Origin of the sequence: Streptosporangium sp. NPDC050855, from assembly GCF_044456585.1 — a bacterium.
In the GTDB taxonomy this organism is placed as follows: domain Bacteria; phylum Actinomycetota; class Actinomycetes; order Streptosporangiales; family Streptosporangiaceae; genus Streptosporangium; species Streptosporangium longisporum.
Map to the genome: position 1 here is coordinate 38,601 of NZ_JBITFY010000024.1, position 24,784 is coordinate 63,384.

A 24,784-nucleotide genomic window follows, 5' to 3' on the forward strand; every position below is an offset into this window, starting at 1 on the left:
CCGGGCCCGGCCGTGTCCGGGCCCGGCCTTCGCGGCCGGTCGACCCCGGGTTCCCCGTCATCCGGGGGAGGATCCCTCGTACACTGATCCGATGATCTCCCCCGAGAACGGCCCCGAGGTGAGCGACGCGTCGAGGGTCCTGCAGCGCGTCTTCGGCTACGACTCGTTCCGGGCCGGGCAGCAGGAGATCATCGATCACGTGGTGGCCGGTGGGGACGCCCTGGTGCTCATGCCGACCGGTGGCGGCAAGTCGCTGTGCTACCAGATCCCCGCGCTGGTCCGTAAGGGCACCGGGGTGGTGATCTCGCCGCTCATCGCGCTCATGCAGGACCAGGTGGACGCCCTCACCACGCTCGGCGTACGGGCCGGCTTCCTCAACTCCACCCAGGACTTCGACGAGCGCCGCCGGGTGGAGTCGGCCTTCCTCGCCGGCGAGCTGGACCTGCTCTACCTGGCCCCGGAGCGGTTGAGGGTCGACGCGACGATGCGGCTGCTGGACAGCGGGGTGATCTCGCTGTTCGCCATCGACGAGGCGCACTGCGTGGCCCAGTGGGGGCACGACTTCAGGCCGGACTACCTGGCGCTGTCCGCGCTGCACGAGCGCTGGCCCGACGTGCCGCGCATCGCGCTGACCGCGACCGCCACCAGGGCCACCCACGCCGAGATCGCCTCCCGGCTCGACCTGGAGCGGGCCCGGCACTTCGTGGCCAGCTTCGACCGCCCCAACATCCAGTACCGCATCGTGCCCAAGAACGAGCCCAAGCGGCAGCTCCTGGAGCTGCTGCGCGCCGAGCACCCCGGGGACGCGGGCATCGTCTACTGCCTGTCCCGCAACTCGGTCGAGAAGATCGCGGAGTTCCTGGTGGCGAACGGCATCCCGGCGCTGCCGTACCACGCGGGGCTCGACGCGCGCACCCGGGCGGCCAACCAGGCGCGGTTCCTGCGCGAGGACGGTCTCGTGATGGTCGCCACCATCGCGTTCGGCATGGGCATCGACAAGCCCGACGTGCGGTTCGTCGCCCACCTGGACCTGCCCAAGTCCATCGAGGGCTACTACCAGGAGACCGGCCGGGCCGGGCGCGACGGCCTGCCCTCCACGGCCTGGCTCGCCTACGGCCTGCAGGACGTCGTGCAGCAGCGCAAGATGATCGACACCTCCGAGGGCGACGACGTCCACCGCCGCCGCCTGGGCACCCACCTGGACGCCATGCTCGCGCTCTGCGAGGCGGTCGAGTGCCGCCGCGCGCGGCTGCTGGCCTACTTCGGCCAGGAGGGAACGGCCTGCGGCAACTGCGACACCTGCCTGTCGCCGCCCGAGGCCTGGGACGGCACGGTCGCCGCGCAGAAGGTCCTGTCGACGGTGTTCCGCCTCATGCGCGAGCGCCGCCAGAAGTTCGGCGCGGGCCAGATCATCGACATCCTGCTGGGGAAGAAGACGGCCAAGGTCATCCAGCACGACCACGACACCCTGACGGTGTTCGGCATCGGCACGGAGCTGAGCGAGGCCGAATGGCGCGGCGTGGTGCGCCAGCTGCTGGCCCAGGGGCTGCTGGCCGTCGAGGGCGACTACGGCACCCTGGTGCTGACCGAGGCGAGCGCCGAGGTGCTGGGCCGCCGACGCCAGGTCCCGCTGCGGCGCGAGCCGGAACGACCGGCGCGCGCCTCCAGGGCCGCGAAGACCGCCACCGGCCGCAAGGCCGACCCGGTCGAGATGCCCGAGGAGGCGGCCGGCGTGTTCGAGCTGCTCCGCTCCTGGCGGGCCGCCACCGCCAAGGAACAGGGCGTGCCCGCGTACGTGATCTTCCACGACGCGACCCTGCGCGAGATCGCCACCCGTTCCCCCACCTCCCTGCAGGAGCTCGGCACGGTGAGCGGGGTCGGCGAGAACAAGCTCGCCAAGTACGGTGACCAGGTGCTGGAGACCCTCGCCGGTTCGCGGCGGGAGGCCGGAGAGACCGATCCGGACCCGGACGCCCCGGGGGCCGGTCCCGACCGGGAGCCCCAGGAGCACGACGACGGTCTGCCGGTGTTCCCCTGAGGTAGAATCGGGGCAATCCGGGTCTGGAGGCCCGAAGCGGTGCGCAGGTGGGAGCCTGGAGGCGGACGTCGGCCTCCGGGCTTCTCTCGTTGACGGACCGCCGTGCTGCGGACTCCCGGAAGAGGACGGTCGTTGGCTGACAGAAGGAACGATCCGGTGGTGGTCGTCGGGCTCGGCCGTTTCGGCGGCTCCCTGGCGATGGAGCTGTGCCGCCGGGGGACCGAGGTGCTCGCCATCGACAACCGTCCCAAGGTGGTCCAGAGCATGGCGGCGAAGCTCACCCACGTGGTCGTCGCCGACTCCACCGACATCGAGGCGCTGCGGCAGATCGGGGTGCCCGACTTCTACCGGGCGGTCGTCGCCATCGGCACCGACCTGGAGTCCAGCATCCTCACCACGTCCCTGCTCGTCGAGCTGGAGATCGAGGACGTCTGGGCCAAGGCGACCAGCCGCGATCACGGCCGCATCCTGGAGCGGGTCGGAGCCCACCACGTGATCCTGCCCGAGCACGACATGGGGGAGCGGCTGGCCCACCTGCTCAACGGGCGGATGCTCGACTACATGGAGGTCGACGGCGACTACGCGCTGGTCAAGACCCGTCCTCCCCGCGAGTACGTCGGCGTGCCCCTGGGTGAGTCCAACCTGCGCCGCAAGTACCAGGTGACCGTCGTCTGCGTTAAGGGCGAGCACGAGGAGTTCACCTACGCCGACGCCGGGACCGTGCTGGGGTACGGGGACATCATCGTGATCGCGGGCAGGATCGAGAAGGTGGAGCGGTTCACCGAGCTCCTGTGACGCCCCCCTCGCCGGTCGCGGGCACGGCCGGTGACCCGGCGGTGGTGTGTGATCGCCCCCCTCGATCTACACTGGGCGGACTCGACTAGAATGGAGTTCGGTAGCGATGCGATTCGGACTGATGATCAACGAGCCCAAGGGACCCGACGTACTCGGCGGACTGCGGGAGCGCATCGCCCGCGCGGCCGGTGACGGCTTCTCCTCCGTCTGGATGTCGCAGATCTTCAGTCTCGACGCGCTGACCGCGCTGGCCGTGGCCGGAAGCCAGGTGCCCGGCATCGAGCTGGGCACCGGCGTCGTGCCGACCTACCCGCGCCACCCGGCCGCCCTCGCCCAGCAGGCCCTCACCGCCAACGCCGCCCTCGACGGACGGCTCGTGCTCGGCATCGGGCTCTCGCACCAGATCGTGATCGAGGGCATGTACGGCTACAGCTTCGACAGGCCCGCCCGCCACATGCGCGAGTACCTGTCGATCCTGATGCCGCTGGTACGGGGCGAGAACGCCGACTTCGAGGGCGAGACCCTCACCGGCAAGCTCGGGCTGACCACGCCCGGCCCGAGGGACATGCCCGTCCTCATCGCGGCACTGGCCCCCAGGATGCTCAGGCTGGCCGGGGAGGTGGCCGACGGCACGGTGCTGTGGATGACCGGTCCCAGGACCGTGGCCGAGCACGTGGCGCCCGCGGTCACCGAGGCGGCCCGGGCCGCCGGACGGCCCGCGCCGAGGATCGTCTGCGCGCTGCCCGTCTGCGTCACCGACGACGCCGACGCGGCCAGGGCGCTGGCCGCCGAGCGCTTCGAGGTCTACGGCCACCTGCCGTCGTACCGGGCGGTGCTCGACCGGGAGGGCGTGGCCGGACCCGCCGACGTGGCGATCGTCGGCGACGAGGACGCGGTGTCGGCGCGGATCGAGGAGCTCGCCAAGGCCGGGGTCACCGACTTCGTCGCCTCCGAGTACTCCTCGGGCGACGGCCGGACGCGGGAGTTCCTCAAGAGCCTGCTGTGAGGCCGGGTCCCCGCGGCCCGGGTTCGACCCCGGGTGGCACGGGCCCGAGGTCCGGCCCCCGGTGATCCGGGGGTGACACGGGCCGGTCCCGCGGGACCGGCCCGCTCAGAGGCCGAAGGCGCTCAGCGCGGCCCAGGCCGTCCCGGCGCCGACGGCGGCTCCGGCGGCCACCTGCGCGGGCGTGTGGTGGGTCAGCCGGACCCGCGCCCAGCAGATCGCCGCCACCACCAGCGCGCCCACGACCAGGGTGGGCACCGCGGGCAGCACCCGGGCGAGCACCACCACGGTGCCCGCCGACACGGCCGCGTGGAAGGAGATCTTCCACCTGAGCGTGATCGGGACCGTCACCGCGAGCGCGGCCAGCATCGCGGTCACCGTGGCCACCAGCAGCCGGGGCGCGCCCAGCAGGACCAGCAGCACCAGCGCGACGACCACCCCGGCCACCGCCACCAGCAACGGCCCGGTCCGGCTCGCCCGGTCGACCAGGTGGTGGGAGTCCAGGCGCCCGGCACGGACCCCGGCCAGGATCACCGCGGCCGGCACCCCGCCGCACAGGACCGAGGCCAGCAAACCCCAGGCCGCGCCGGCCGGGCCGTCGGCCGTCAGCCCCACGAGCGGGGGCAGCACGATCACCAGCACCTGCGGCGCGAACAGCCCGGTGATCAGCCGCGCCGTCGCGTCCGCGCGGTTCCCGCCCCCCGCGCGGCTCCGGCTCTCAGCGGCCCCGGCGCTTCCAGAGCCCTCGGTGCTTTCAGAGCCCTCGGCGCCCTGGACGCCCTCGGCGTCCTCGGCGGTCCGTCGATCGGTCATCTCCGCCCTTCCGGCGTCCCGATGGTGTTCTCACCGCGGCCCGTGCGGCCCGTGCGGGCCCGCACGGGTCGCGGCACGGGTCGCGGTGCTCAGTCGTTGGCGTGCAGGATGCTGTTCAGCTCCACGCCCGTGCCATGGCGGGGCACGACCTCGACCGCTCCGGAGGTGGAGTTGCGCCGGAACAGCAGCCCCGAGGCGCCGGAGAGCTCGGCGGCCTTGACCGTCCGCCCCTCGGGCAGGGCCACCTTGGTCCCGGCGGTCACGTACAGGCCCGCCTCCACGACGCAGTCGTCGCCCAGGGAGATGCCGATGCCGCTGTTGGCGCCCAGCAGGCAGCGCCGCCCGATGGAGATGACCTGCTTGCCACCGCCGGACAGGGTGCCCATGATCGAGGCGCCGCCGCCCACGTCGGAGCCGTCGCCCACGACGACGCCCGCCGAGATGCGGCCCTCGACCATGGAACCGCCCAGCGTCCCTGCGTTGAAGTTGACGAACCCCTCGTGCATCACGGTCGTGCCGCTCGCCAGGTGCGCGCCGAGACGGACCCGGTCGGCCTCGGCGATCCGGACCCCGGTGGGCACCACGTAGTCGACCATGCGGGGGAACTTGTCCACGCCGTAGACGGTCACCTGGCCCCGGGCGCGCAGCCGGAGCCGTACCTCCTCGAAGCCCTCCACCGCGCACGGGCCGTGGTTGGTCCACACCACGTTGCTGAGCAGGCCGAACAACCCGTCCAGGTTCTGGCCGTGCGGCTGGACGAGACGGGCCGAGAGCAGGTGCAGGCGCAGGTAGGCGTCGTGCGCGTCGGCGGGGGCCTCCGACAGCTTGGTGATGCCGGTCCGTACGGCCACCACCTCCACGCCGCGGTCCTCGTCGGGACCGAGCAGCGCGGCGACCCCGGAGCCGAGCTCCTCGGCGGCCTCCCGTTCGGTCAGCCGCACGGTGCCGGGGGAGGGGGGCTCGCCCAGCTGCGGGGACGGGAACCACGTGTCGAGCACGGTCCCGCCGGAGGTGATGGTCGCGATGCCGGCCGCGTGCGCGCCGGAGGTCTGGGCTGCTGCGTTCACATCGGCCAAGCCTAGCCAGAGCCACCGCCACGGCGGTACGCCGAGGGAGCGCCGGCGCCACGGCGGCAGGGCCGGGAAAAGGCGTCCCCGGCACCGGTAGCATCGACTCCCTACAGCTTTCGTCACATCCGACGACGTCCTCTCGGGAGCAACCGTGTCCGCCGTGCCAGAACTTCAGATCACCCTCGCCGGAACCGCGCGCGTGGTGGCGGAGGGCACGACGTACGGCGAGGCGCTGGAGGCCGACGGGCGCTCCGTGGTCGCCGCCCGCGCCAACGGCGAGCTCAAGGACCTCGCGGCCCGGGTGGCCGACGGCGACGTGGTCGAGCCGGTCGAGGCGGGCAGCCCCGACGGGCGCGCCATCGTCCGCCACTCCGCCGCGCACGTCATGGCCCAGGCAGTCCAGGAGATCTTCCCCGAGGCCAGGCTGGGCATCGGCCCGCCGGTGGAGAACGGCTTCTACTACGACTTCGACGTCAAGGACCCGTTCACCCCCGAGGACCTCAAGCGCATCGAGAAGCGCATGCGCGAGATCGTCAAGCAGGGACAGCTGTTCTCCCGCAGGCCCGTCTCCGACGAGGAGGCCACCGCCGAGCTCGCCGCCGAGCCGTACAAGCTGGAGCTGATCGGCCTCAAGGGCGGGGCGGCCGACGAGGAGAGCGTCGAGGTGGGCGGCGCGGAGCTGACCATCTACGACAACCTCGACGCCAAGAGCGGCGAGCTGCGCTGGAAGGACCTGTGCCGCGGCCCGCACGTGCCGACCACCCGGTCCATCCCGGCGTTCAAGCTGATGCGCTCCGGTGGCGCCTACTGGCGCGGCAGCGAGAAGAACCCGCAGCTCCAGCGGATCTACGGCACCGCCTGGGAGTCGCGCGAGAAGCAGGACGAGTACCTGCACCTGCTGGAGGAGGCCGAGAAGCGCGACCACCGCAAGCTGGGCGCCGAGCTCGACCTGTTCTCCTTCCCCGACGAGCTGGGCTCGGGCCTGCCGGTCTTCCACCCCAAGGGCGGCGTGATCCGCCGCGCCATGGAGGACTACTCACGCGCCCGCCACGAGGAGGCCGGGTACTCCTTCGTCAACACCCCGCACATCACCAAGCAGAAGCTGTACGAGACCTCCGGCCACCTGGAGTGGTACGCCGACGGCATGTTCCCGCCCATGGAGCTGGAAGGCGCCAAGTACTACCTCAAGCCGATGAACTGCCCGATGCACAACCTGATCTTCCGGGCGCGCGGGCGTTCCTACCGCGAGCTGCCGCTGCGGTTGTTCGAGTTCGGCACGGTCTACCGCTACGAGAAGTCCGGCGTGGTGCACGGCCTGACCCGGGTGCGCGGCCTCACCCAGGACGACGCGCACATCTACTGCACCCGCGAGCAGATGCGCGACGAGCTGGCGTCGCTGCTGCGCTTCGTGCTGGACCTGCTGCGCGACTACGGCCTGGACGACTTCTACCTGGAGCTGTCGACCAAGGACCCGGTCAAGTTCGTCGGAAGCGACGAGGATTGGGAGGAGGCGACCGCGACGCTGCGCGAGGTCGCCGAGTCGGAGAACCTGGAGCTGGTCCTCGACCCGGGCGGAGCGGCCTTCTACGGGCCGAAGATCTCCGTCCAGGCCCGGGACGCGATCGGCAGGACCTGGCAGATGTCGACGATCCAGCTCGACTTCAACCTGCCGCAGCGCTTCGACCTGGAGTTCCAGGCGGCCGACGGCTCCCGGCAGCAGCCCGTCATGATCCACCGGGCGCTGTTCGGCTCGATCGAGCGCTTCTTCGGCGTCCTGGTCGAGCACTACGCGGGCGCGTTCCCTCCCTGGCTCGCGCCGGTCCAGGTGGTCGGCATCCCGATCGCCGAGGCCCACGTGTCCTACCTCCAGGACCTCGCGGAGAAGGCCCGCGCCCGGGGCATCAGGATCGAGGTGGACGCCTCCGACGACCGGATGCAGAAGAAGATCCGCAACGCGCAGAAGTCCAAGGTGCCGTTCATGCTGCTGGCGGGCGACGAGGACATCGCGGCCGGTGCGGTCTCCTTCCGCTTCCGCAACGGCGAGCAGAAGAACGGGGTGCCGGTCGACGAGGCGCTCGCGGAGATCGTCGACGCGATCGAGCGCCGCGCCCAGGTCTGACCCTCCCGCCCAGGTCTGATCCTCCCTGCCACGTCTGATCCTTCCGGCCCTCGACGCCCTCGCCGGGAGGGCCCCCGGACGGCCGGGACGTCCCGGCCGTCCCGGATCCCCGGCCGTCCCGGACGGCCGGGTCAGGCCGGTGTCGTGCGGCCGGTCTCACCGGGCAGGCGGACGTCGTCCACGGTGACGTTGACCTCGACGACCCGCATGCCCAGCATCCTGCTGATCGTCCGCGCCACGTTGGTCTTGACCTCGTTGGCCACGTCCATCACCACGTGCCCGTACTCGGTCACGATCGTCACGTCCACCGCGGCCGTGCGGTCCTGCACGTGCGCGCTGACGCCCCGCGGGCCACGTCTGACGCCGGGGCCGGAGCCGGCCCGGTGGCGTACCGTCTCCGCGGCCAGGGCGGCCTCGTCGCAGAGTTCGGCCACGCCCGCCACCTCCAGCGCGGCGAGGGCGGCGACCTTCTCCACCACCTCGTCGGCCACCTTGATCCGGCCCTTCACCACGGCCCCGGCCACGGGGGAGGGCGCGGGTGCCGGCGGGGCCGCGGAGATCACCGATACCGACTGGGGCGGGGTCTCCGGGACGTCCGCGTCGTCGCCGGGGGACGGGGGGAGCGGCTCGTCAGACGCGCCCGACGAAGCCGACGACACCGAGGACACCGAGGACACCGAGGACGCGGAAGGCGCGGGGGACGTCGAGGACGCGGGGGACCCCTGCGACACGGGGGACATGGGGGACAGGGAGGACGGTGTCGAGGGCGCCGGGGAGGGGTCCTCCTCGACCACGGTCAGGACGGGCTCGTCCGGGGAGGCGTCCGGCTCGTCCCGAAAGGACGCGGGCCCGCCCGGGGACGGCTGCGACGGCTCCGGGGTGGACAGGGACAGGCTCAGGGAGAACGGGCGGGCGGCCCTGCCGCTCGCCTCGGCGGGAGACGCGGTCTTCTCGGTCGGTTCCTCGACGGAGACGTCGGTCATGGGTACTCCTCGGCTGTCGTTGGTGGTGCAGGGGGATTCTGCCGGAAATTCCCCGTATTCGTTCGCCGATACCGGGACATGCGGGAAGGGGCCTCCCGGGCTCCGCGGAGGCGGGGCGACCGTGCAGGGAAGGCGGGGAGGCGCGAGCCGGGCCGGATCGGCGTGGCAATATGCTGGCGGCCATGAGCAACGAGCCGGAGGCGCAGCACGGGGCGGGGACACCGGACGCGTTCCAGAGACTCTGGACTCCTCACCGGATGGCGTACATCAAGGGGGCCAGCAAGCCGAGCGGCTCGGGTCCTGAGGACGGCTGCCCGTTCTGCGAGATCCCCCGGATGAGCGACGAGGACGGGCTCGTCGTGGCCCGGGGCGAGTCGGTCTTCGCGCTGCTCAACCTCTACCCGTACAACTCCGGCCACCTGATGGTCTGTCCCTACCGGCACGTCCCCGACTACACCGACCTGGACGGGTCCGAGACCGCCGAACTGGCCGACTTCACCCGGAGGGCCCTGGTCACCCTGCGCAAGGCCAGTGGCGCGCAGGGCTTCAACGTGGGCATGAACCTGGGCGGTGTGGCGGGCGCCGGCATCGCCGCCCACCTGCACCAGCACGTGGTCCCCAGGTGGGGCGGCGACACCAACTTCATGCCCGTGGTCGGCCAGACCAAGGTCCTGCCTCAGTTGCTGCGCGACACCAGGGAGCTGCTCGCCGGGTCCTGGCCCGCCTCCTCGTAGGGCGGGTCGCCGGCGCCCAGGGCCCTGATCCCCACCGAGAGCGTCAGCGGGACCGCCAGCGCCAGGGCCATCGACAGAACCGCGGCGCCCGAGTCGTTGACCAGCATGCCGACCACGCCGCTGATCAGGGTGCCGATCAGCCCGGCCCGCAGCGCGGGGGAGTGCGTGAACGCCGCGGGCAGCACCCCGGCGGTCGCCCGCTCGGGCCGCAGCAGCGCGTACACCAGGAAGGCCACCGCGGCGATCACGACCGGCATCAGGTTGGGGTTGAGCAGGGTGCCGATCATCGCGCCGAACTTGCGGCCGATCACCTCCAGGGCCTCGCCGGTGAACACCTGGCCGACGAAACGTCCCAGGTGGGTCTGCGAGCCCGGCGGGCGCAGGTAGTCCAGGTAGGCGATGGCCATCACGGTGACGCCGCCCGCCACGCAGAGCGCGCCCAGCCTGACGATCGAGACCCGCCTGCCCGCGATCAGCATCGCGGTCACCGCGATGCCCGGCACGAACGCGATCACGCCGCCGAAGTCGCTGCCCACGCCGGGCCAGCCGCCCAGGATCATCGCGAAGCCGCCCAGGCCCGCCACCACGGCGACCGCCGCGCCCTTGCGGCCCCGGCGCGTCAGCCGGTGCGCGATCGTGGACGCCAGCAGCAGCACCGAGGTGGCGAAGAGCGCGAAGGGGATGTTGCCCAGCCCGTAGTAGCGGGCCCCGACCACCGCGCTGTAGCCCATCACGCTGTTGAGCTGCAACGTCGTCCCGGTCAGCAGGTCACCGGCGAGCACCGCCGCGGTCACGCCCGCCACCACCGCCAGGGGGCCGAGCGGGGCGCGCCGCCAGGGACCGGCCAGCGCCACCGCGGTCAGCAGCAGCGCCGAGACGACGATCCCACCGGCCAGCGCCACGACCGGGGTCCCCGTGCGGTGCCAGCCGACGAGGTTGACCAGGTACGTCGAGACCGGCACCGAGGCCAGCGCCACCGCGGCCACCCGGATGCCGGTCAGGCCGCGCCCGCGGCGCAGCAGCAGGAAGGCGGCCAGGTAGAAGGCGACCTGGAGCACGGCGACCGTGGTGAAGAACACCCCGCCCGCCTGCCTGATCGTCTGCCCGGCCACGTCGGCCCGGTCCAGCTCCACCCGCGCCGCCTCGACGCCTCCGGTACGCCGCTCGCTCGCCTGCCAGGGCACCCCGATCACCGTCGGAGGGGTCGCCACCCCGGCCAGGGAGAGCATGGTCGCGGTGACGTCCGGCAGGATCGTGATGTCGTCGCGGTGGGTGGAGGCCGCCCCCAGGAAGTGGCCGGAGAACCGCCCGCCGTTCTCGCCGCTCATCATGGCCACCCGCAGGTGCGGGTCGCCGCCGTGGTCGGACAGGCCCGCCAGCAGCACGGTCGTCTCCCGGGGCAGCACGCTCAGCACCGCTCCGGCCTTGGCGTCGGCCAGCCGCAGCGCCGCCGCCCGCTGCTGCGGCCCGAGCGGCTCCCCGTCCGCCGGCAGCCGCCCGCCGGTCACGTACGGCCTGATCAGGTCGTCGACGTCGGCGGCCATCACCCGGCACCTGGTCAGCGCCCCGGAGGGGATCTGCTCGGGGGAGGGGGCGTACACGCCGACGCGGCCCGCCCGGTCGGCCAGGGCCAGCGCGGCGCCGGGGCCGATCGCCAGCGTGCACTGCCCGGCGACGCGCACGGCCTCGCCCAGGGCGCCCGCGTAGCGCTGCCCGGCGACCTCGTGCAGGTAGCCGTACTCGGGGATGGCCGCGCCCGTGCCGGAGGGCTCGGGCACCGGCGGCAGGCCGCAGCCGTAGCCGACCGCCGACCTCACCCCGGCCGAGACCGTCAGCCACCCGTCGTAGGGGCAGGTCACCCGCCCGACGGTGCGCACCGAGAGCGATCCGACGGCGCTCCGCCCGGCGAGCCGCCACAGGTTCGGGGTGGTGTCGGGATCGAGGTCGCTCCACCGCAGGCCGGGGACGCCGATCAGCATCACCCGTTCGTCCGCCTGCGTGGCGGCGTGCGCGGCCCCCGGCCACAACATGCCCAGTACCACCGCAAACGCGACAAGCGTCCGCTTCACGAACGACCTCCCCTTCAGCTTCGGTCAAGGCTGGCACCGTAGGGGAAGATCGCGTCCGGGTCCAGCCGGGGCGGGCCGGGCGGCGGCCGGGCTCAGGTCCCGCCCGGCTCGCTCTCGTTCTGCAGCCGGTCCAGCGAGGTGACCAGGTAGGAACCGCCACCGGGCACGGCGAGGGTCTGGCGCTCCCCGGCGGCCGCGGGCACGACCGCGATCAGGTTGCGGGCGTCGGCGGTGGCGCACTCGCCGGGCTTTCCCGAGGCGATCCGGTAGACCGCGTACGAGCGGGCCCCGGCCGAGCCCTTCCAGCCCAGCGAGGTGCCCTGGAGCCGCACGTCGGAGGGCCTGGGCGGGGCCTGCCCGCCGCGGTCCTTCATCAGCGGCAGCAGCGCCGGGCGCGAGTAGTGGTTCTTGACGAGGCGGTCCAGCACCCCCAGCGGGTTGGTGGACAGCTGCTTGGCGCTGAAGTAGACGTCGCCGGAGACCTGCGGGTAGGCGCGGTTGCGGGCCAGGTGGGAGGGCAGCTCGCCGGGCCTGGTCCAGGCCGGGGTGTCGGTGGTGCCCACCCGGTACAGGGCCTGGCCGATGTAGAGCTGGACGCCGGTGCCCTTGACCTCGTTCGCCCACCACGGCATCAGCACGTCGTAGTCGGCGACGGCGAAGGCGCGGGGCCAGTACAGCTGCGGGATGACGTAGTCGACCGTGCCCTTGCGGATCCAGTGCCGGGCGTCGGCGTAGATGGAGTCGTAGGCGGACATGCCGCCGGTGGCCGAGCCGGTGGGGTCCTGGGCCTTGTTGCGCCAGATGCCGAACGGGCTGATCCCGAACTTCACGCTGTTCCTGGTCGCGTGCACGGCCTTGTCGACCTGGGCGATCAGCGTGTTGACGTTGGAGCGGCGCCAGGCGGCCAGCTTCCTGCCGTTGCCGTACTTCGCGAAGGCGGCGCGGTCGTCGAACGTGGCGCCCGCGACGGGGTAGGGGTAGAAGTAGTCGTCGAAGTGGACGCCGTCGACGTCGTAGCGCGTTACCACGTCCGTGACGACCTTGGTGACGTGCTCGCGGACCGAGGGCAGGCCGGGGTTGTAGTAGGCCAGGCCGTTGTACTTGACGATCCAGCCGGGGTGCCGCCGGGCGGGGTGACCCGCGGGCAGCGCGGCGAGGTTCCCGTCGTAGGAGGCCCGGTAGGGGTTGAACCAGGCGTGGAACTCCATGCCGCGCCGGTGGGCCTCGGCGATGAGGAAGGGGAGCGGGTCCCAGCCGGGGTCCTTGCCCGCGGTGCCGGTCAGGTACTGCGACCAGGGCTCCAGCGACGATCGGTACAGCGCGTCGGAGGCGGGGCGGATCTGGACGAACACCGCGTTGAACCGCCGTTTGGCCGCGTTGTCGAGGATCCTGACGTACTCGGCCTGCTGGCGGGCGACCGACAGGCCGGTCCGCGAGGGCCAGTCGATGTTCTTGACCGTGGCGATCCAGACCCCGCGCAGCTGGCGCTTGGGATACCTGGGGTCGACGTCGCAGCGCGCCGAGGCCGAGGCGGTGGTCGTCGCACCGTCGGTGGCGCCGGTGGTCTCCTTCGTGTCGGCGGTGCCGTCCGCGCCGGTCCGGGCCGGTGCGCGCCCGGCGGTCTCGGCCTTGCCGGGCGGGGCGTCGGGGCCGAACGTGTAGGCGGCGCCGGTGGTCAGAACGGCGAGTGCGGTAGCGGCCAGCAGAGGGCGTCCGTTTCGCATGATTCCTCAGTCTGGCATCCGGACCGGTGTGCTCCGGCCAGAAAAAAGAAATCGTTTCGTGATTACTTCGTTACGGAAGTGCGGGGTGGGAGGCGTGTGCCCGGCGGGGCGCGTTCCCGGCCCGGAACCGGTCGGCCCCCGTCCGGCGCACGCCTCCCGCGGTCTCAGGCGGTGACCTTCTCCACCAGGTGGGACGGGAGTGGTTCGTAGCGCAGGAAGGTCCGGCGGAACGTGCCGGTGCCGTGTGACATCGATCTCAGGTCGATCGAGTAGCGGGTGATCTCCAGCTCGGGCACCTCGGCCTTGACAAGGGTGCGGCCCGCGCCCACCGGTTCGGTGCCCAGCACGCGGCCCCGGCGCGAGGACAGGTCGGACATCACCGCGCCCACGTGCTCGTCGGCGACCAGCACGCCGACCTCGTCGACCGGTTCGAGCAGCAGGGTGGGCACCTTGGCCGCGGCCTCCTTGAGCGCGAGCGCCCCGGCGATCTGGAAGGCCATGTCGGAGGAGTCGACCGAGTGGGCCTTGCCGTCGTAGAGGGTCACCCGCACGTCCACCATGGGGTAGCCGGCGACGACCCCGCGCTGCATCTGGGTGCGCACGCCCTTCTCCACCGAGGGGATGAACTGGCGCGGCACCACCCCGCCGACGATCTTGTCCACGAACTCGAAGCCGCCGCCGGAGGGCAGGGGCTCGACCTCCAGGTGGCAGACGGCGAACTGGCCGTGGCCGCCGGTCTGCTTGACGTTGCGGCCCAGGACGCGGCAGCTGCCGCCCAGGGTCTCCCGCAGCGGCACCCGCAGCTCGACCTTCTCCACCTCCACGCCGTGCCGTCTGCTCAGTCGGTCGAGCAGCACGTCGGCGTGGGCCTCGCCCATGCACCAGAGCACGAGCTGGCGGGTCTCGGGGTTGTTCTCCAGCCTCAGCGTCGGGTCCTCGGCGACCAGCCGCTGCAGCGCCTGGCCGAGCTTGTCGTCGTCGGCCTTGGACCGGGGCTGGATCGCGACCGGCAGCAGCGGCTCCGGCATCGTCCAGGCCGTCATCAGCAGCGGGTTCTCCCGGTCGGAGAGGGTATCGCCGGTCTCGGCGCGCGACAGCTTGGCGACCGCGACGATGTCCCCGGCCACGCACGTGCCGACGGTGCGCTGGAGCTTGCCCAGCGGGCAGGACAGCGCGCCGATGCGCTCGTCCACGTCGTGGTCCTCGTGCCCGCGGTCGGCCAGGCCGTGCCCGGAGACGTGCACGGTCATGTCGGGGCGCAGGGTGCCGGAGAAGACCCGGACCAGGCTGATCCGGCCCACGTACGGGTCGCTGGTGGTCTTGACGATCTCGGCGACCAGCGGGCCCTCGGGGTCGCAGGTGATGCCGGGGACGGGGGTGCCGTCGAGGGTGACGACCTCGGGCAGCGGGTGTTCGAGCGGCGAGGGGAACCCCTGGGTGACGAGCTCCAGGATCTCCGTCGCGCCCACCCCCGCCCCGGCGGCCAGCACCGGGTGGAAGCCGCCGCGCGCGACCGCCTTCTCCAGGTCCTCGACGAGGGCCTTGGTCTCGATCTCCTCGCCGGAGAGGTAGCGGTCCATCAGGGACTCGTCCTCGCTCTCCTGGATGACGCCCTCGATCAGGGCGCCGCGGTAGAGCTCGATCTGGTCGGCGTAGGCCGGGCCCGGGGCGTTCTCGGTCCGGGTGCCGGTCGCGTAGTTGTAGAACTTCTGGCTCAGCAGCCCGATCAGGCCGTTCACCCGGCCGTTGGTCACCACCGGCAGGTACAGCGGGGACACCCCGTCGCCGAAGGCGTCCTGGCAGGCCGCCAGGGCGGCCTCGAAGTCGGCCCGCTGGTGGTCCATCTTGGTGATCACCACGGCGCGCGGCATGCCGACCGCGGCGCACTCCTCCCAGAGCATCCTGGTCAGGCCGTCCACGCCGTCGCAGGCCGAGACCACGAACAGCGCCGCGTCGGCCGCGCGCAGCCCGGCGCGCAGGTCCCCGACGAAGTCGGCGTAGCCGGGGGTGTCCAGGAGGTTGATCTTGATGCTGTTGTGCACCACCGGGGACACGGTGAGGTTCACCGAGCGCTGCTGGCGCACCTCGACCTCGTCGAAGTCGCTCACGGTGGTTCCGTCCTCGACCCGGCCCGGCCGCGAGACGGTCCGTGTCGCCTCTAGCAGGGCCTCCACCAGCGTGGTCTTCCCGGCACCGGAATGGCCGACCAGCACGACATTTCTGATCATGTCCGGCCGGTCGGCCGCGGGTGCCCTCCCCGCGGCTCCCGCTGCTCCGCCGGATGTTCTCTCCGCCACATCGCCTCCCGCGTCGTTGCCGAAGGAGCACGGCCCGGTGGGGCCACACCCCGGGGGTCGCAGCCGCGCCCGTACGCCGACGGACGCGGTCTGTTCACCAAATACCCATGTGGCGAATATCACAAGAGGGGTGAGGCGATCCTCTTGCGAGAAGAAGATCGAATCGCTATTGATCCGGTTCGTACGGATGGCCGGGCGACTCCGGCGCGCGTCCCGGCCGACGCGCCGTCACCCGCGCGGCCGTCCCGCGGCCGTCACCCGTGCCGTCACCGTATGACCGTCCGTGCCGCCGCCCGTGTCGCCGCCCGTGTCGCCGCCCGTGCGGCCGTCGCCGGGACGGCGCGCGAGCGGTGCGTGATCATCGGGTGGCCGTAGCGCGGGTGCAGGCCGGTTGGCCTACGATCGGAGCGCGATGTTGAAACTTCTGCGCCCCGCCGTCACCCGAGTCCTGACCCCGCTGGGCCGGGCCCTCACCCGTCATGGGGTCAGCCCCAACGCGGTCACCGCGGCGGGCACGCTCGGGACCGTCGCCGCGGCCCTGTTCTTCTACCCCAGGGGCCAGCTGTTCGTCGGCACGGTGGTGATCACCTTCTTCGTGCTGGCCGACCTCCTGGACGGGGTGATGGCCAGGATGACGGGCCCGGGGAGCGTCTGGGGCGCCTTCCTGGACTCCACCCTCGACCGGGTCGGCGACGCCGGGATCTTCTCCGGGCTGGTGTGCTGGTTCATCGTGAGCGACCAGCCGGTGCTGGCCGGGGTCGCGCTGTTCTGCCTCGCGGCGGGCGCGGTGGTCTCCTACGTCAAGGCCAGGGCCGAGGCGCTCGGCATGACGTGCGACGTCGGCCTCGCCGAGCGGCCCGAACGCCTGGTCGTCGGCCTGGTCTCGACCGGGCTCGGCGGTCTCGGCGTGCCGTACGTCCTGCCCGTGGGACTCTGGCTGCTCGCCGTGGCCAGCGCGGTCACCGTGGGCCAGCGCCTGCTGCACGTGCGCCGGCAGGCCGTCTCCGCCCCGCCCCGCACCCTCCGCTGATCGGAAAGATCGATGACCGACACGCCCTCCCTCCAGGATCGTCTCGTCGCGGCCGCGTTCGGCGCCGGCTGGACGGTCGTTCCCCGCCTGCCCGAGCGGCTCACCGCCGCCGCCTTCCGCGTCGCCGCGGACCGGCTGTGGAAGCGCCGGGGCAAGTCCGTGCTCAGGCTGGAGGCCAACCTCGCCCGCGTCAAGGGCACCTCGCCCTCGGACCCGGCGATCCGGGAGCTCAGCCGCGCCGGCATGCGCTCCTACTTCCGCTACTTCCACGAGGTGTTCCGGCTGCCCTCGATGCCCATCGAGGAGATCGTCTCCCGGATGCACGTGGTCGGGGCCGAGACGGTCTACGACCACCTGGCCGCGGGCAGGGGAGTGGTCATGGCCCTGCCGCACACGGGCAACTGGGACCAGGCCGGCGCCTGGTTCGCCAAGACGGGCCACCCGTTCACCACGGTCGCCGAGCGGCTCAAGCCCGAGTCGCTCTTCCACCGCTACACCGCCTTCCGCGAGGGCCTGGGCATGGAGGTGCTCCCGCTCACCGGCGGGGAGGGCCACACCTTCGGCACCCTGGCGCAGCGCCTGCGCGCCGGCCTGCCGGTGGCCCTGCCGGCCGAACGGGACCTGACCGCCAAGGGGGTCCAGGTGCAGTTCTTCGGCGCGGCCACCCGGATGCCCGCCGGACCCGGCCTGCTGGCCGTGCACACCGGGGCCCCGCTCATCCCGGCCCTGCCCTACTTCACCGAGTCCGGCTGGGGCCTGCAGTTCTACGACGAGATCGCGATCCCGGCCGAGGGCGACAGGAAGGAGAGGGTGGCCGCGGCGATGCAGAGCCTGGCCACCGTCTTCGAGAAGGGCATAGCCGAGCACCCCGAGGACTGGCACATGCTGCAGCGCCTCTGGCTCGAGGACCTGGAGCCCCGGGCATGAGGATCGGCATCGTCTGCCCCTACACCTGGGACGTTCCCGGCGGCGTCCAAGTGCACATCCGCGACTTGGCCGAGGCGCTCATGGCCGACGGCCACCACGTCTCGGTGATCTCCCCGGCGGCGGACAACGCCCCGCTGCCCCCGTACGTGACCTCGGCCGGCCGCGCCGTCCCGGTGCCCTTCAACGGGTCGGTGGCCAGGATGTCGTTCGGGTTCCTGTCGGCGAACCGGGTACGGCGCTGGGTGCGCGAGGGCCGGTTCGACGTGCTGCACGTGCACGAGCCGGCCATCCCGTCGCTCGGGCTGCTCGCCTGCTGGGTGGCCAAGGGGCCGATCGTGGCCACCTTCCACGCCTCCTACGGCAACTCCCGGTCCTTCTCGGCCGGGGTGGCGATCATCATGAGCGCGCTGGAGAAGATCACCGGCCGGATCGCCGTCTCCGACGCGGCCAGGAAGACCCTGGTCGAGTTCATGGGCGGCGACGCCGTGCTGATCCCCAACGGGGTGGCGGTCGCCCGCTACGCCGAGGGCGAGCCGCTGCCCGGCTGGGACGAGGGCGAGGTGATCGGCTTCCTCGGCCGGATGGACGAGCCGCGCAAGGGCCTGCCGGTGCTGCTGGAGGCCTTCACCCTGCTGGCCGCCGAACGACCGGCGCTGCGCCTGCTACTGGCCGGCCCCGGGGACGCCGCCGAGGTGCTGGAGCGGGTCCCGGCCGCCTACCACGACCGGATCGGGCTGCTCGGCATGGTGAGCGAGGAGGACAAGGTCCGCGCCTACCACACGGTCGACGTCTTCTGCGCGCCCAACCTGGGCGGCGAGAGCTTCGGTATCGTGCTGACCGAGGCGATGTCGGCGGGGGCGGCGATCCTGGCGAGCGACATCCCGGCCTTCGCCAAGGTGCTCGACGAGGGCCGGGCCGGGGCGCTGTTCACCACGGGCGACGCGGCGTCGCTGGCCCGCGAGGCCGCCGCCCTGCTGGACGACCCCGAGCGCCGGGCCACGCTCTCGCGGGAGGCCCGCCAGGCCGTGCGCAAGTACGACTGGTCCACCGTCGCCCGCGACGTGCTGAGGGTCTACGAGACGGTCGCGAGCACGGCGAGCACGACCGGCGTCGAGGAGGACGCCGAGGACGCCGAGAGCCTCGGGGACGCCCCCGACGCCCGCGGCACCGGCGAGGCGACCGGCCCTGACGGCATCGGCGGCACCGCCGGTCCCGGTGGCGTGGCGGTGGCCGCTCCCCGGTCCGGCGGGGCCGGACAGCCCGCGGGCGCCGCGCTGGTCGGCACGGCGACCGAAGGGGACGGCACGGCGTGACGACCACGATCCTGGTGGCGGGCGCGTTCGTCGTGCTCCTCGCCGTCTACGTCTCCTGGCGGGCGGGCCGGCTGGACCGGCTGCACATCCGGCTGGAGCTGGCCCGCGAGTCGCTGGACGCCGCGCTGGTGCGGCGGACGGCCGTCAGCCTGGAGCTGGCGGCCTCCCGGATGCTGGACCCGGCGACCAGCCTGGTGCTGGCCGCCGCCGCCCACGAGGCCCGTACCGCGGGCCCTGAGGAGCGTGAGCACGCCGAGAGCGACCTGTCGCGCACCCTGCGGGCCGTCGTCGACCAGGAGCGCTTCCGGGACCGGCTGGCCGGCACGCGGGCCGGGTCCGATCTGCTGGAGGAGCTGGGCGCCGCGGTGGCGAAGGTCCTCTACGCCCGCCGGTTCTACAACAACGCGGTGGGCGTGACCCGTACCGCGCAGCGCCGCTGGCTGGCCCGCACGCTGCGGCTGGCCGGGCACACCGCCTACCCGGAGTTCTTCGAGATCGACGACGCGCCGCCCAAGGCGCTCGCCGCCGAATAGCCCAAATACGCCTAATAGGCGGTGCATAAACCCACGTATCTGATAAGTCGGACACCGGTAGGCTCATGGCGTTCGCGCCAGAGGCCTACCTGGAGGAGACGAGTCGTGCGGGTGCCCCGGATGATCACCGCCGCGGTGGCGGGAGTCGCGCTCCTCGCGCCGGCCGCCGCCTGCTCCTCCGACGAGCCGGCGGCCCCCGCGGGCAACGCCCAGGGTTCGGGCGCCGAGCCCGGCGCGACCCCGACCCCGGAGCCCGAGCCGACGCACCCCTTCACCGGCATGCCGGGCGCGGCCCGCAGGCCGGTGGTCGCGGTGAAGATCGAGAACACCGCGGCGGGCAAGCCGCAGCTCGGCCTCAAGAGCGCCGACGTCGTCTACGTCGAGCAGGTCGAGGCCGGGCTGACCCGCCTGATGGCGATCTTCTCCTCGAAGCTCCCGGCCAAGGTCGGCCCGGTCCGCAGCGCCCGCATCTCCGACCTGCACATCGTCCCGCAGTTCGGCAGGCCCGCCTTCGCCTACTCGGGCGCGCAGACCAAGATGCTGCCCTTCATCGCAGAGGCGCCGCTGTTCGACGTCTCCGACAGCAGGCAGCCGGGCGCGTACTTCCGCCAGCCCGGCCGTTTCGCCCCCTACAACCTCTTCGCCGAGACCCGGCGGCTGCTGGCCGGGGCGCCCAAGGCGTCCAAGGCCAAGGACATCGGGTTCACCTTCGGCGACGCCCCGGAAGGGGGCGTGCCGCGCAAGACCTACACCGTGCGCTACCCGGCGGCCCGCTTCGGGTTCGTCTGGTCCCAGGCGGCGGAGAAATGGCTGATCTGGCAGGACGGCAAGAAGAACATGGCCGCCGAGGGAGGCCAGCTCGGCGCCCCCACGATCGTCGTGCAGTACACCAAGACCGAGCGCTCGCAGTTCCACGACAAGAACCAGAGCTACACCCCGCTGGTGCACACCACCGGCAAGGGCAGGGCGGTCGTGCTCCGCGACGGCCAGGCGTTCAAGGCCCGCTGGTCGCGGCCCTCGGAGAAGAAGGGCACGGTCTTCACCACCGAGGCCGGGGATCCGATGAACTTCGCCCCCGGACAGGTCTGGGTCGTGCTGGCCTCGGCCAAGCCCGTCATCCCCTGACGGGCGACCCTTACACGATGTCCAAGACGGTCCGCCGACAGTGACAAGGTGGCGTGTGAGGGGAGAGGCCGCCCTGCGCCTACGATGGAGACGTCAGCGGTCGCCCTCCGGGGCGGCCCGTGCCCCGCAGCCAGACGTCGTGAGGTAGAGCCCGTGTCCAGCAGCACGCCCGAAGTCAGCGAGACCACCGTCACCGGAACCGCCCGGGTCAAGCGCGGCATGGCAGAGATGCTCAAGGGCGGCGTCATCATGGACGTCGTGAACGCCGAGCAGGCCAAGATCGCCGAGGATGCCGGCGCCGTCGCCGTCATGGCGCTCGAGCGGGTGCCCGCCGACATCCGCGCCCAGGGCGGCGTCTCCCGGATGAGCGACCCCGACATGATCGACGGCATCATCTCCGCCGTCTCGATCCCGGTCATGGCCAAGGCCCGTATCGGCCACTTCGTCGAGGCCCAGGTCCTGCAGTCGCTCGGCGTCGACTACATCGACGAGTCCGAGGTCCTCACCCCGGCCGACTACGCCAACCACATCGACAAGTGGCGCTTCACCGTGCCCTTCGTCTGCGGCGCGACCAACCTGGGCGAGGCGCTGCGCCGCATCACCGAGGGCGCGGCGATGATCCGCTCCAAGGGTGAGGCGGGCACCGGCGACGTGTCCAACGCCACCATGCACATGCGCAAGATCCGCGGCGAGATCAAGCGGCTGTCCTCGCTGCCCGAGGACGAGCTGTTCGTGGCGGCCAAGGAGCTCCAGGCCCCCTACGAGCTGGTCGCCGAGGTCGCCAGGGCCGGCAAGCTGCCGGTCGTGCTGTTCACCGCCGGCGGCATCGCGACCCCGGCCGACGCGGCGATGATGATGCAGCTCGGCGCCGAGGGCGTGTTCGTCGGCTCGGGCATCTTCAAGTCCGGCAACCCGGCCGAGCGGGCCTCGGCCATCGTCAAGGCCACCACCTTCCACGACGACCCCGACGTCATCGCCAAGGTCTCCCGCGGCCTGGGCGAGGCCATGGTGGGCATCAACGTCGACGAGATCCCGGCCCCGCACCGCCTGGCCGAGCGCGGCTGGTAGTCCCCGCACGGCCCCGCGCCGGACGGCCGGACCGGCCGGATGTGGCCGGATGTGGCCGCCGCCCTCCGTACGGCCCCGCACCGGCCCGTGCGGGTCGCCGCTCCCCGCGCGGCCCCGTCCCGGGCGGCCCGACGCGATCCACCCCGCTCCCACCGGAACCCCGGCGGGGGCGGGTGGGGGCGACGAGAGGTCGTTTTGGGATGATCCAGGCGTTGGTCATACCCTGAAGAGGCACCCACCCGCTCTGGAAGGACCACCGGTGACCAACGCCCCCACGATCGGCGTGTTCGCGCTCCAAGGCGACGTGCGCGAGCACATGCGCGCCCTGGAGGCCGTGGGCGCCCGGGCGGTCGCCGTGCGGCGGCCCCGGGAGCTGGAGGAGGTCGACGGCCTCGTCGTGCCGGGCGGGGAGTCCACCACGATGTGGAAGCTCGCCGAGACCTTCGAGCTGCTCGAACCGCTCCGCATGCGGATCAAGGCCGGCATGCCCGCCTACGGCTCCTGCGCCGGCATGATCATGCTGGCCGACCGGATCGAGGACGGGATCGAGGGCCAGCAGACGATCGGCGGCATCGACATGGTCGTCCGCCGCAACGCCTTCGGCCGCCAGGTCGACTCCTTCGAGGCCGACATCGACTTCGCCGGCCGGGGGGAGATGCGGGCGGTCTTCATCCGCGCCCCCTGGGTGGAATCCGTGGGTTCGGAGGTCGAAGTGCTGGCGCTGGCCGAACCTGGGGATAGGATCGTCGCGGTCCGTCAGGGACCGCTGCTCGCCACGTCCTTCCACCCGGAGATCACCGGGGATGTCGGCGTGCATTCATATTTCGCTGAGATGGTGAGGGAGCTCTAGGCGATGTCCGGCCACTCCAAATGGGCGACGACGAAGCACAAGAAGGCCGCGCTCGACTCCAAGCGCGGCAAGCTGTTCGCCAAGCTCATCAAGAACATCGAGGTGGCGGCACGGACGGGCGGCCCCGACCCCGACGGTAACCCGACGCTGTACGACGCCATCACCAAGGCGCGCAAGAACTCGGTGCCGATCGACAACATCGAGCGCGCCCGCAAGCGCGGCGGCGGCCTGGAGGCCGGCGGCGCCGACTGGCAGACCATCATGTACGAGGGGTACGCCCCCGGCGGCGTCGCGGTGCTGATCGAGTGCCTGACCGACAACCGCAACCGCGCCGCCTCCGAGGTCCGCGTCGCGCTGACCCGCAACGGCGGCTCGCTGGCCGACCCCGGCTCGGTGTCCTACATGTTCAACCGCAAGGGCGTCGTGCTCGTCCCCAAGGGCGACCTGGGCGAGGACGACGTGCTGTCGGCCGTGCTGGACGCGGGCGCCGAGGAGGTCAACGACCTGGGCGACCAGTTCGAGGTGGTCTCCGAGGCCACCGACCTCGTCCCGGTCCGCAAGGCCCTGCAGGACGCCGGGATCGACTACGACTCGGCCGAGTCGAGCTTCATGCCGACGCTGAACGTCCCCCTCGACGAGGACGGCGCCCGCAAGGTCTTCCGGCTGATCGACGCCCTGGAGGACAGCGACGACGTGCAGAACGTCTGGGCCAACTTCGACGTCTCCGACGAGGTCATGGAGAAGCTGGACGCCTGACGGCCCCGGCCACCCGGTGATTTTAGGTTGATCTCACCTCATCTGCGATGTTTGCCCTTCTGGTCAGGGGCATATCACGCGGACGATGGGCAATCCTGATCTGATCTTTGCCGTGGCCGGTGTCGCCGCGCTGCTCGCGGCCACCCTGCCGCAGCTCCTGAACCGACGTCCCTTCTCCCTTCCGCTGGCCTGCCTGCTGTTCGGCGTTCTCCTGTACGTACTACCGCTCGATCTCCCGGACGCCGACCCGATCGCCCACCGGGCCATGGTCGAGCACGCCACCGAGGTGTGCGTGCTGATCTCCCTGATGGGCGCCGGGCTGGCCATCAACCGTCCCTTCGGCCGGCACTCCTGGTCGTCGACCTGGCGCCTGCTGGGCTGGACGCTCCCGCTGACCGTCCTCGGCGTGGCCGCCGCCGCCTACGGCCTGCTCGGCTGGCCGCTGGCGGCGGCGCTGCTGCTGGGCGCCGTGCTCGCCCCGACCGACCCGGTGCTCGCCTCCGACGTGCAGGTCGGCGAGCCCGTCGACTCGGAGAAGGCCGAGGAGTCGGAGAACCCCGACGGCCAGGAGAGGCCTCGCGAGGCGGGGAAGGACGACGAGGCGGAGAAGGACGACGCGGGGAAGAACGACGCGGGGAAGGACGACGACGCGGGGAAGGACGGTGCCGCGGAGAAGGACGACGACGAGGTCCGCTTCACCCTCACGTCCGAGGCCGGTCTCAACGACGGCCTGGCCTTCCCCCTGGTGTACGCCGCGATCGCGCTGGCCGTCAGCGGGGGAGCCGGTTGGCTGGGCGAGTGGGCGCTGGTGGACGTGCTCTACCGGTGCGGCGCCGGCGTGGTGGGCGGCCTGCTGATAGGCAAGCTGCTGGGGCGGCTCTTCTTCCGCGCCCGCGCCTCCGACCTGCGGCTGGCCGAGCACCGCGACGGCTTCGTGGCGCTGGCCGCGACGTTCCTGGCCTACGGCCTGACCGAGCTGGTGCACGGGTACGGCTTCATCGCGGTGTTCGTGACCGCCTGCACGATCAGGGCCGCCGAGCGCGACCACGGCTACAACGGGGTGCTGCACGGCTTCATCGAGCAGATCGAGCGGCTGTTCACCGCCTGGCTGATCGTCCTGCTCGGCGGGTTCATCGCCACCGGCGGGCTGAACGCGCTCACCTGGCGGGGCGCCGCCGTCGGCCTGCTGCTGATCCTGGTGATCCGGCCACTGACCGGATGGCTGGCCGAACTGGGCGGACGGGCCGGTCCGCGCGAGCGCATCGCGACCGCGTTCTTCGGCATCCGCGGCATCGGCTCGCTGTTCTACCTCGCCTACGCCCTCGGCCAGGCCGACTTCGGCGTACCGGCCGCGGAGCTGTGGGCGGTGGTCGCCTTCACGGTGCTGGCCTCCCTGGTCGTGCACGGCATCTCGGCCACGCCGGTGATGACTCGCCTGGACCGGCTCCGCGAGCGGGTCGGCCGCGCCCGGGACGCCGACCCCGCCACCCAGCACCTCTGAGGGCGGCGGGACCGGGGGCCGCGAAAAAGGGTTGGC

At 72.3% G+C, this 24,784-nt stretch carries 20 protein-coding genes; 14 read left to right on the forward strand and 6 right to left on the reverse strand.

The annotated features are described in order from the left end of the window. Positions 1-91: 91 nt before the first annotated feature. From recQ to ACIBCT_RS34700, 3 genes are all read left to right on the forward strand, one after another. Positions 92-2,038, forward strand: coding sequence for a DNA helicase RecQ (gene recQ, locus ACIBCT_RS34690; RefSeq protein ID WP_399195991.1), 1,947 nt, complete (start codon positions 92-94; stop codon positions 2,036-2,038). Positions 2,039-2,170: 132 nt separating this feature from the next. Then, positions 2,171-2,833, forward strand: a complete 663-nt coding sequence (locus ACIBCT_RS34695; RefSeq protein ID WP_399195993.1) for a potassium channel family protein — start codon at positions 2,171-2,173, stop codon at positions 2,831-2,833. A gap of 106 nt (positions 2,834-2,939) precedes the next feature. Continuing rightward, on the forward strand, positions 2,940-3,839 hold the full coding sequence (locus ACIBCT_RS34700) for a TIGR03564 family F420-dependent LLM class oxidoreductase (protein ID WP_399195995.1): 900 nt from the start codon (positions 2,940-2,942) through the stop codon (positions 3,837-3,839). Positions 3,840-3,944: 105 nt separating this feature from the next. Here ACIBCT_RS34700 and ACIBCT_RS34705 read toward each other — a convergent pair whose 3' ends face one another. Together ACIBCT_RS34705 and dapD are read right to left on the reverse strand one after the other, a co-directional pair. Continuing rightward, positions 3,945-4,649 carry a hypothetical protein gene (locus tag ACIBCT_RS34705; protein WP_399195997.1) on the reverse strand — a complete coding sequence of 235 codons (705 nt, stop codon included), beginning with the start codon at positions 4,647-4,649 and terminating at the stop codon, positions 3,945-3,947. 89 nt (positions 4,650-4,738) lie between these two features. Then, positions 4,739-5,716, reverse strand: a complete 978-nt coding sequence (gene dapD, locus ACIBCT_RS34710; protein ID WP_399195999.1) for a 2,3,4,5-tetrahydropyridine-2,6-dicarboxylate N-succinyltransferase — start codon at positions 5,714-5,716, stop codon at positions 4,739-4,741. Between the two features lie 154 nt (positions 5,717-5,870). On the opposite strand from dapD, the gene thrS reads away from it, so the two are divergent. Beyond that, positions 5,871-7,838, forward strand: coding sequence for a threonine--tRNA ligase (thrS, locus tag ACIBCT_RS34715; RefSeq protein ID WP_399196001.1), 1,968 nt, complete (start codon positions 5,871-5,873; stop codon positions 7,836-7,838). A 131-nt stretch (positions 7,839-7,969) separates the two neighbouring features. Here the strand turns inward: thrS and ACIBCT_RS34720 are convergent, their stop codons facing one another. Beyond that, positions 7,970-8,821 (reverse strand): Asp23/Gls24 family envelope stress response protein, encoded by an 852-nt coding sequence (locus ACIBCT_RS34720; RefSeq protein WP_399196003.1) that lies wholly within the window; start codon positions 8,819-8,821, stop codon positions 7,970-7,972. Positions 8,822-9,003: 182 nt separating this feature from the next. Here ACIBCT_RS34720 and ACIBCT_RS34725 point away from each other — a divergent pair, with 182 nt between their 5' ends. Then, on the forward strand, positions 9,004-9,555 hold the full coding sequence (locus ACIBCT_RS34725) for an HIT family protein (RefSeq protein WP_399196005.1): 552 nt from the start codon (positions 9,004-9,006) through the stop codon (positions 9,553-9,555). Here the strand turns inward: ACIBCT_RS34725 and ACIBCT_RS34730 are convergent. The 3 genes from ACIBCT_RS34730 to ACIBCT_RS34740 form a co-directional block, all read right to left on the reverse strand. Then, positions 9,498-11,624, reverse strand: a complete 2,127-nt coding sequence (locus tag ACIBCT_RS34730; RefSeq protein WP_399196006.1) for a hypothetical protein — start codon at positions 11,622-11,624, stop codon at positions 9,498-9,500. The genes ACIBCT_RS34725 and ACIBCT_RS34730 overlap by 58 nt on opposite strands. A gap of 92 nt (positions 11,625-11,716) precedes the next feature. Beyond that, positions 11,717-13,348 (reverse strand): glycoside hydrolase family 10 protein, encoded by a 1,632-nt coding sequence (locus tag ACIBCT_RS34735; protein ID WP_399196008.1) that lies wholly within the window; start codon positions 13,346-13,348, stop codon positions 11,717-11,719. Positions 13,349-13,512: 164 nt separating this feature from the next. Further along, a complete protein-coding gene (locus tag ACIBCT_RS34740) occupies positions 13,513-15,645 on the reverse strand; it encodes an elongation factor G-like protein EF-G2 (protein WP_399196010.1) in 2,133 nt (710 codons plus the stop codon). A gap of 412 nt (positions 15,646-16,057) precedes the next feature. Between ACIBCT_RS34740 and pgsA the strand changes: the two genes are divergently transcribed. From pgsA to ACIBCT_RS34785, 9 genes are all read left to right on the forward strand, one after another. Next, the gene (pgsA, locus tag ACIBCT_RS34745) at positions 16,058-16,675 is read left to right on the forward strand and encodes a phosphatidylinositol phosphate synthase (protein ID WP_399196012.1); all 618 of its coding nucleotides are present in this window, start codon (positions 16,058-16,060) and stop codon (positions 16,673-16,675) included. Positions 16,676-16,687: 12 nt separating this feature from the next. Continuing rightward, positions 16,688-17,602: a phosphatidylinositol mannoside acyltransferase gene (locus tag ACIBCT_RS34750; protein WP_399196014.1), complete on the forward strand. Its 915-nt coding sequence runs from the start codon at positions 16,688-16,690 to the stop codon at positions 17,600-17,602. Beyond that, a complete protein-coding gene (locus ACIBCT_RS34755; RefSeq protein WP_399196016.1) occupies positions 17,599-18,915 on the forward strand; it encodes a glycosyltransferase family 4 protein in 1,317 nt (438 codons plus the stop codon). Before ACIBCT_RS34750 ends, ACIBCT_RS34755 begins: the two co-directional genes overlap by 4 nt. Beyond that, the gene (locus ACIBCT_RS34760; RefSeq protein ID WP_399196018.1) at positions 18,912-19,448 is read left to right on the forward strand and encodes a hypothetical protein; all 537 of its coding nucleotides are present in this window, start codon (positions 18,912-18,914) and stop codon (positions 19,446-19,448) included. The genes ACIBCT_RS34755 and ACIBCT_RS34760 overlap by 4 nt, the downstream gene beginning before the upstream one ends. Before the next feature lie 105 nt (positions 19,449-19,553). Then, positions 19,554-20,573 carry a DUF3048 domain-containing protein gene (locus ACIBCT_RS34765; RefSeq protein WP_399196020.1) on the forward strand — a complete coding sequence of 340 codons (1,020 nt, stop codon included), beginning with the start codon at positions 19,554-19,556 and terminating at the stop codon, positions 20,571-20,573. 153 nt (positions 20,574-20,726) lie between these two features. Further along, positions 20,727-21,641: a pyridoxal 5'-phosphate synthase lyase subunit PdxS gene (gene pdxS, locus ACIBCT_RS34770; protein WP_399196021.1), complete on the forward strand. Its 915-nt coding sequence runs from the start codon at positions 20,727-20,729 to the stop codon at positions 21,639-21,641. A gap of 259 nt (positions 21,642-21,900) precedes the next feature. Next, positions 21,901-22,491 carry a pyridoxal 5'-phosphate synthase glutaminase subunit PdxT gene (pdxT, locus tag ACIBCT_RS34775; RefSeq protein WP_399196022.1) on the forward strand — a complete coding sequence of 197 codons (591 nt, stop codon included), beginning with the start codon at positions 21,901-21,903 and terminating at the stop codon, positions 22,489-22,491. Positions 22,492-22,494: 3 nt separating this feature from the next. After that, a complete protein-coding gene (locus ACIBCT_RS34780) occupies positions 22,495-23,247 on the forward strand; it encodes a YebC/PmpR family DNA-binding transcriptional regulator (RefSeq protein WP_399196023.1) in 753 nt (250 codons plus the stop codon). Positions 23,248-23,332: 85 nt separating this feature from the next. Beyond that, on the forward strand, positions 23,333-24,748 hold the full coding sequence (locus ACIBCT_RS34785; protein WP_399196025.1) for a cation:proton antiporter: 1,416 nt from the start codon (positions 23,333-23,335) through the stop codon (positions 24,746-24,748). Positions 24,749-24,784 lie beyond the last annotated feature (36 nt).

Excerpts from the sequence above, each read along its gene's own strand:
- ACIBCT_RS34725 (WP_399196005.1), top strand. The coding sequence starts at position 9,004 with ATGAGCAACGAGCCGGAGGCGCAGCACGGGGCGGGGACACCGGACGCG.
- recQ (WP_399195991.1), top strand. The coding sequence starts at position 92 with ATGATCTCCCCCGAGAACGGCCCCGAGGTGAGCGACGCGTCGAGGGTC.
- ACIBCT_RS34700 (WP_399195995.1), top strand. The coding sequence starts at position 2,940 with ATGCGATTCGGACTGATGATCAACGAGCCCAAGGGACCCGACGTACTC.
- ACIBCT_RS34750 (WP_399196014.1), top strand. The coding sequence starts at position 16,688 with ATGACCGACACGCCCTCCCTCCAGGATCGTCTCGTCGCGGCCGCGTTC.
- ACIBCT_RS34705 (WP_399195997.1), bottom strand. The coding sequence starts at position 4,649 with ATGACCGATCGACGGACCGCCGAGGACGCCGAGGGCGTCCAGGGCGCC.
- ACIBCT_RS34755 (WP_399196016.1), top strand. The coding sequence starts at position 17,599 with ATGAGGATCGGCATCGTCTGCCCCTACACCTGGGACGTTCCCGGCGGC.
- ACIBCT_RS34720 (WP_399196003.1), bottom strand. The coding sequence starts at position 8,821 with ATGACCGACGTCTCCGTCGAGGAACCGACCGAGAAGACCGCGTCTCCC.
- ACIBCT_RS34735 (WP_399196008.1), bottom strand. The coding sequence starts at position 13,348 with ATGCGAAACGGACGCCCTCTGCTGGCCGCTACCGCACTCGCCGTTCTG.
- pgsA (WP_399196012.1), top strand. The coding sequence starts at position 16,058 with ATGTTGAAACTTCTGCGCCCCGCCGTCACCCGAGTCCTGACCCCGCTG.
- ACIBCT_RS34785 (WP_399196025.1), top strand. The coding sequence starts at position 23,333 with ATGGGCAATCCTGATCTGATCTTTGCCGTGGCCGGTGTCGCCGCGCTG.
- ACIBCT_RS34780 (WP_399196023.1), top strand. The coding sequence starts at position 22,495 with ATGTCCGGCCACTCCAAATGGGCGACGACGAAGCACAAGAAGGCCGCG.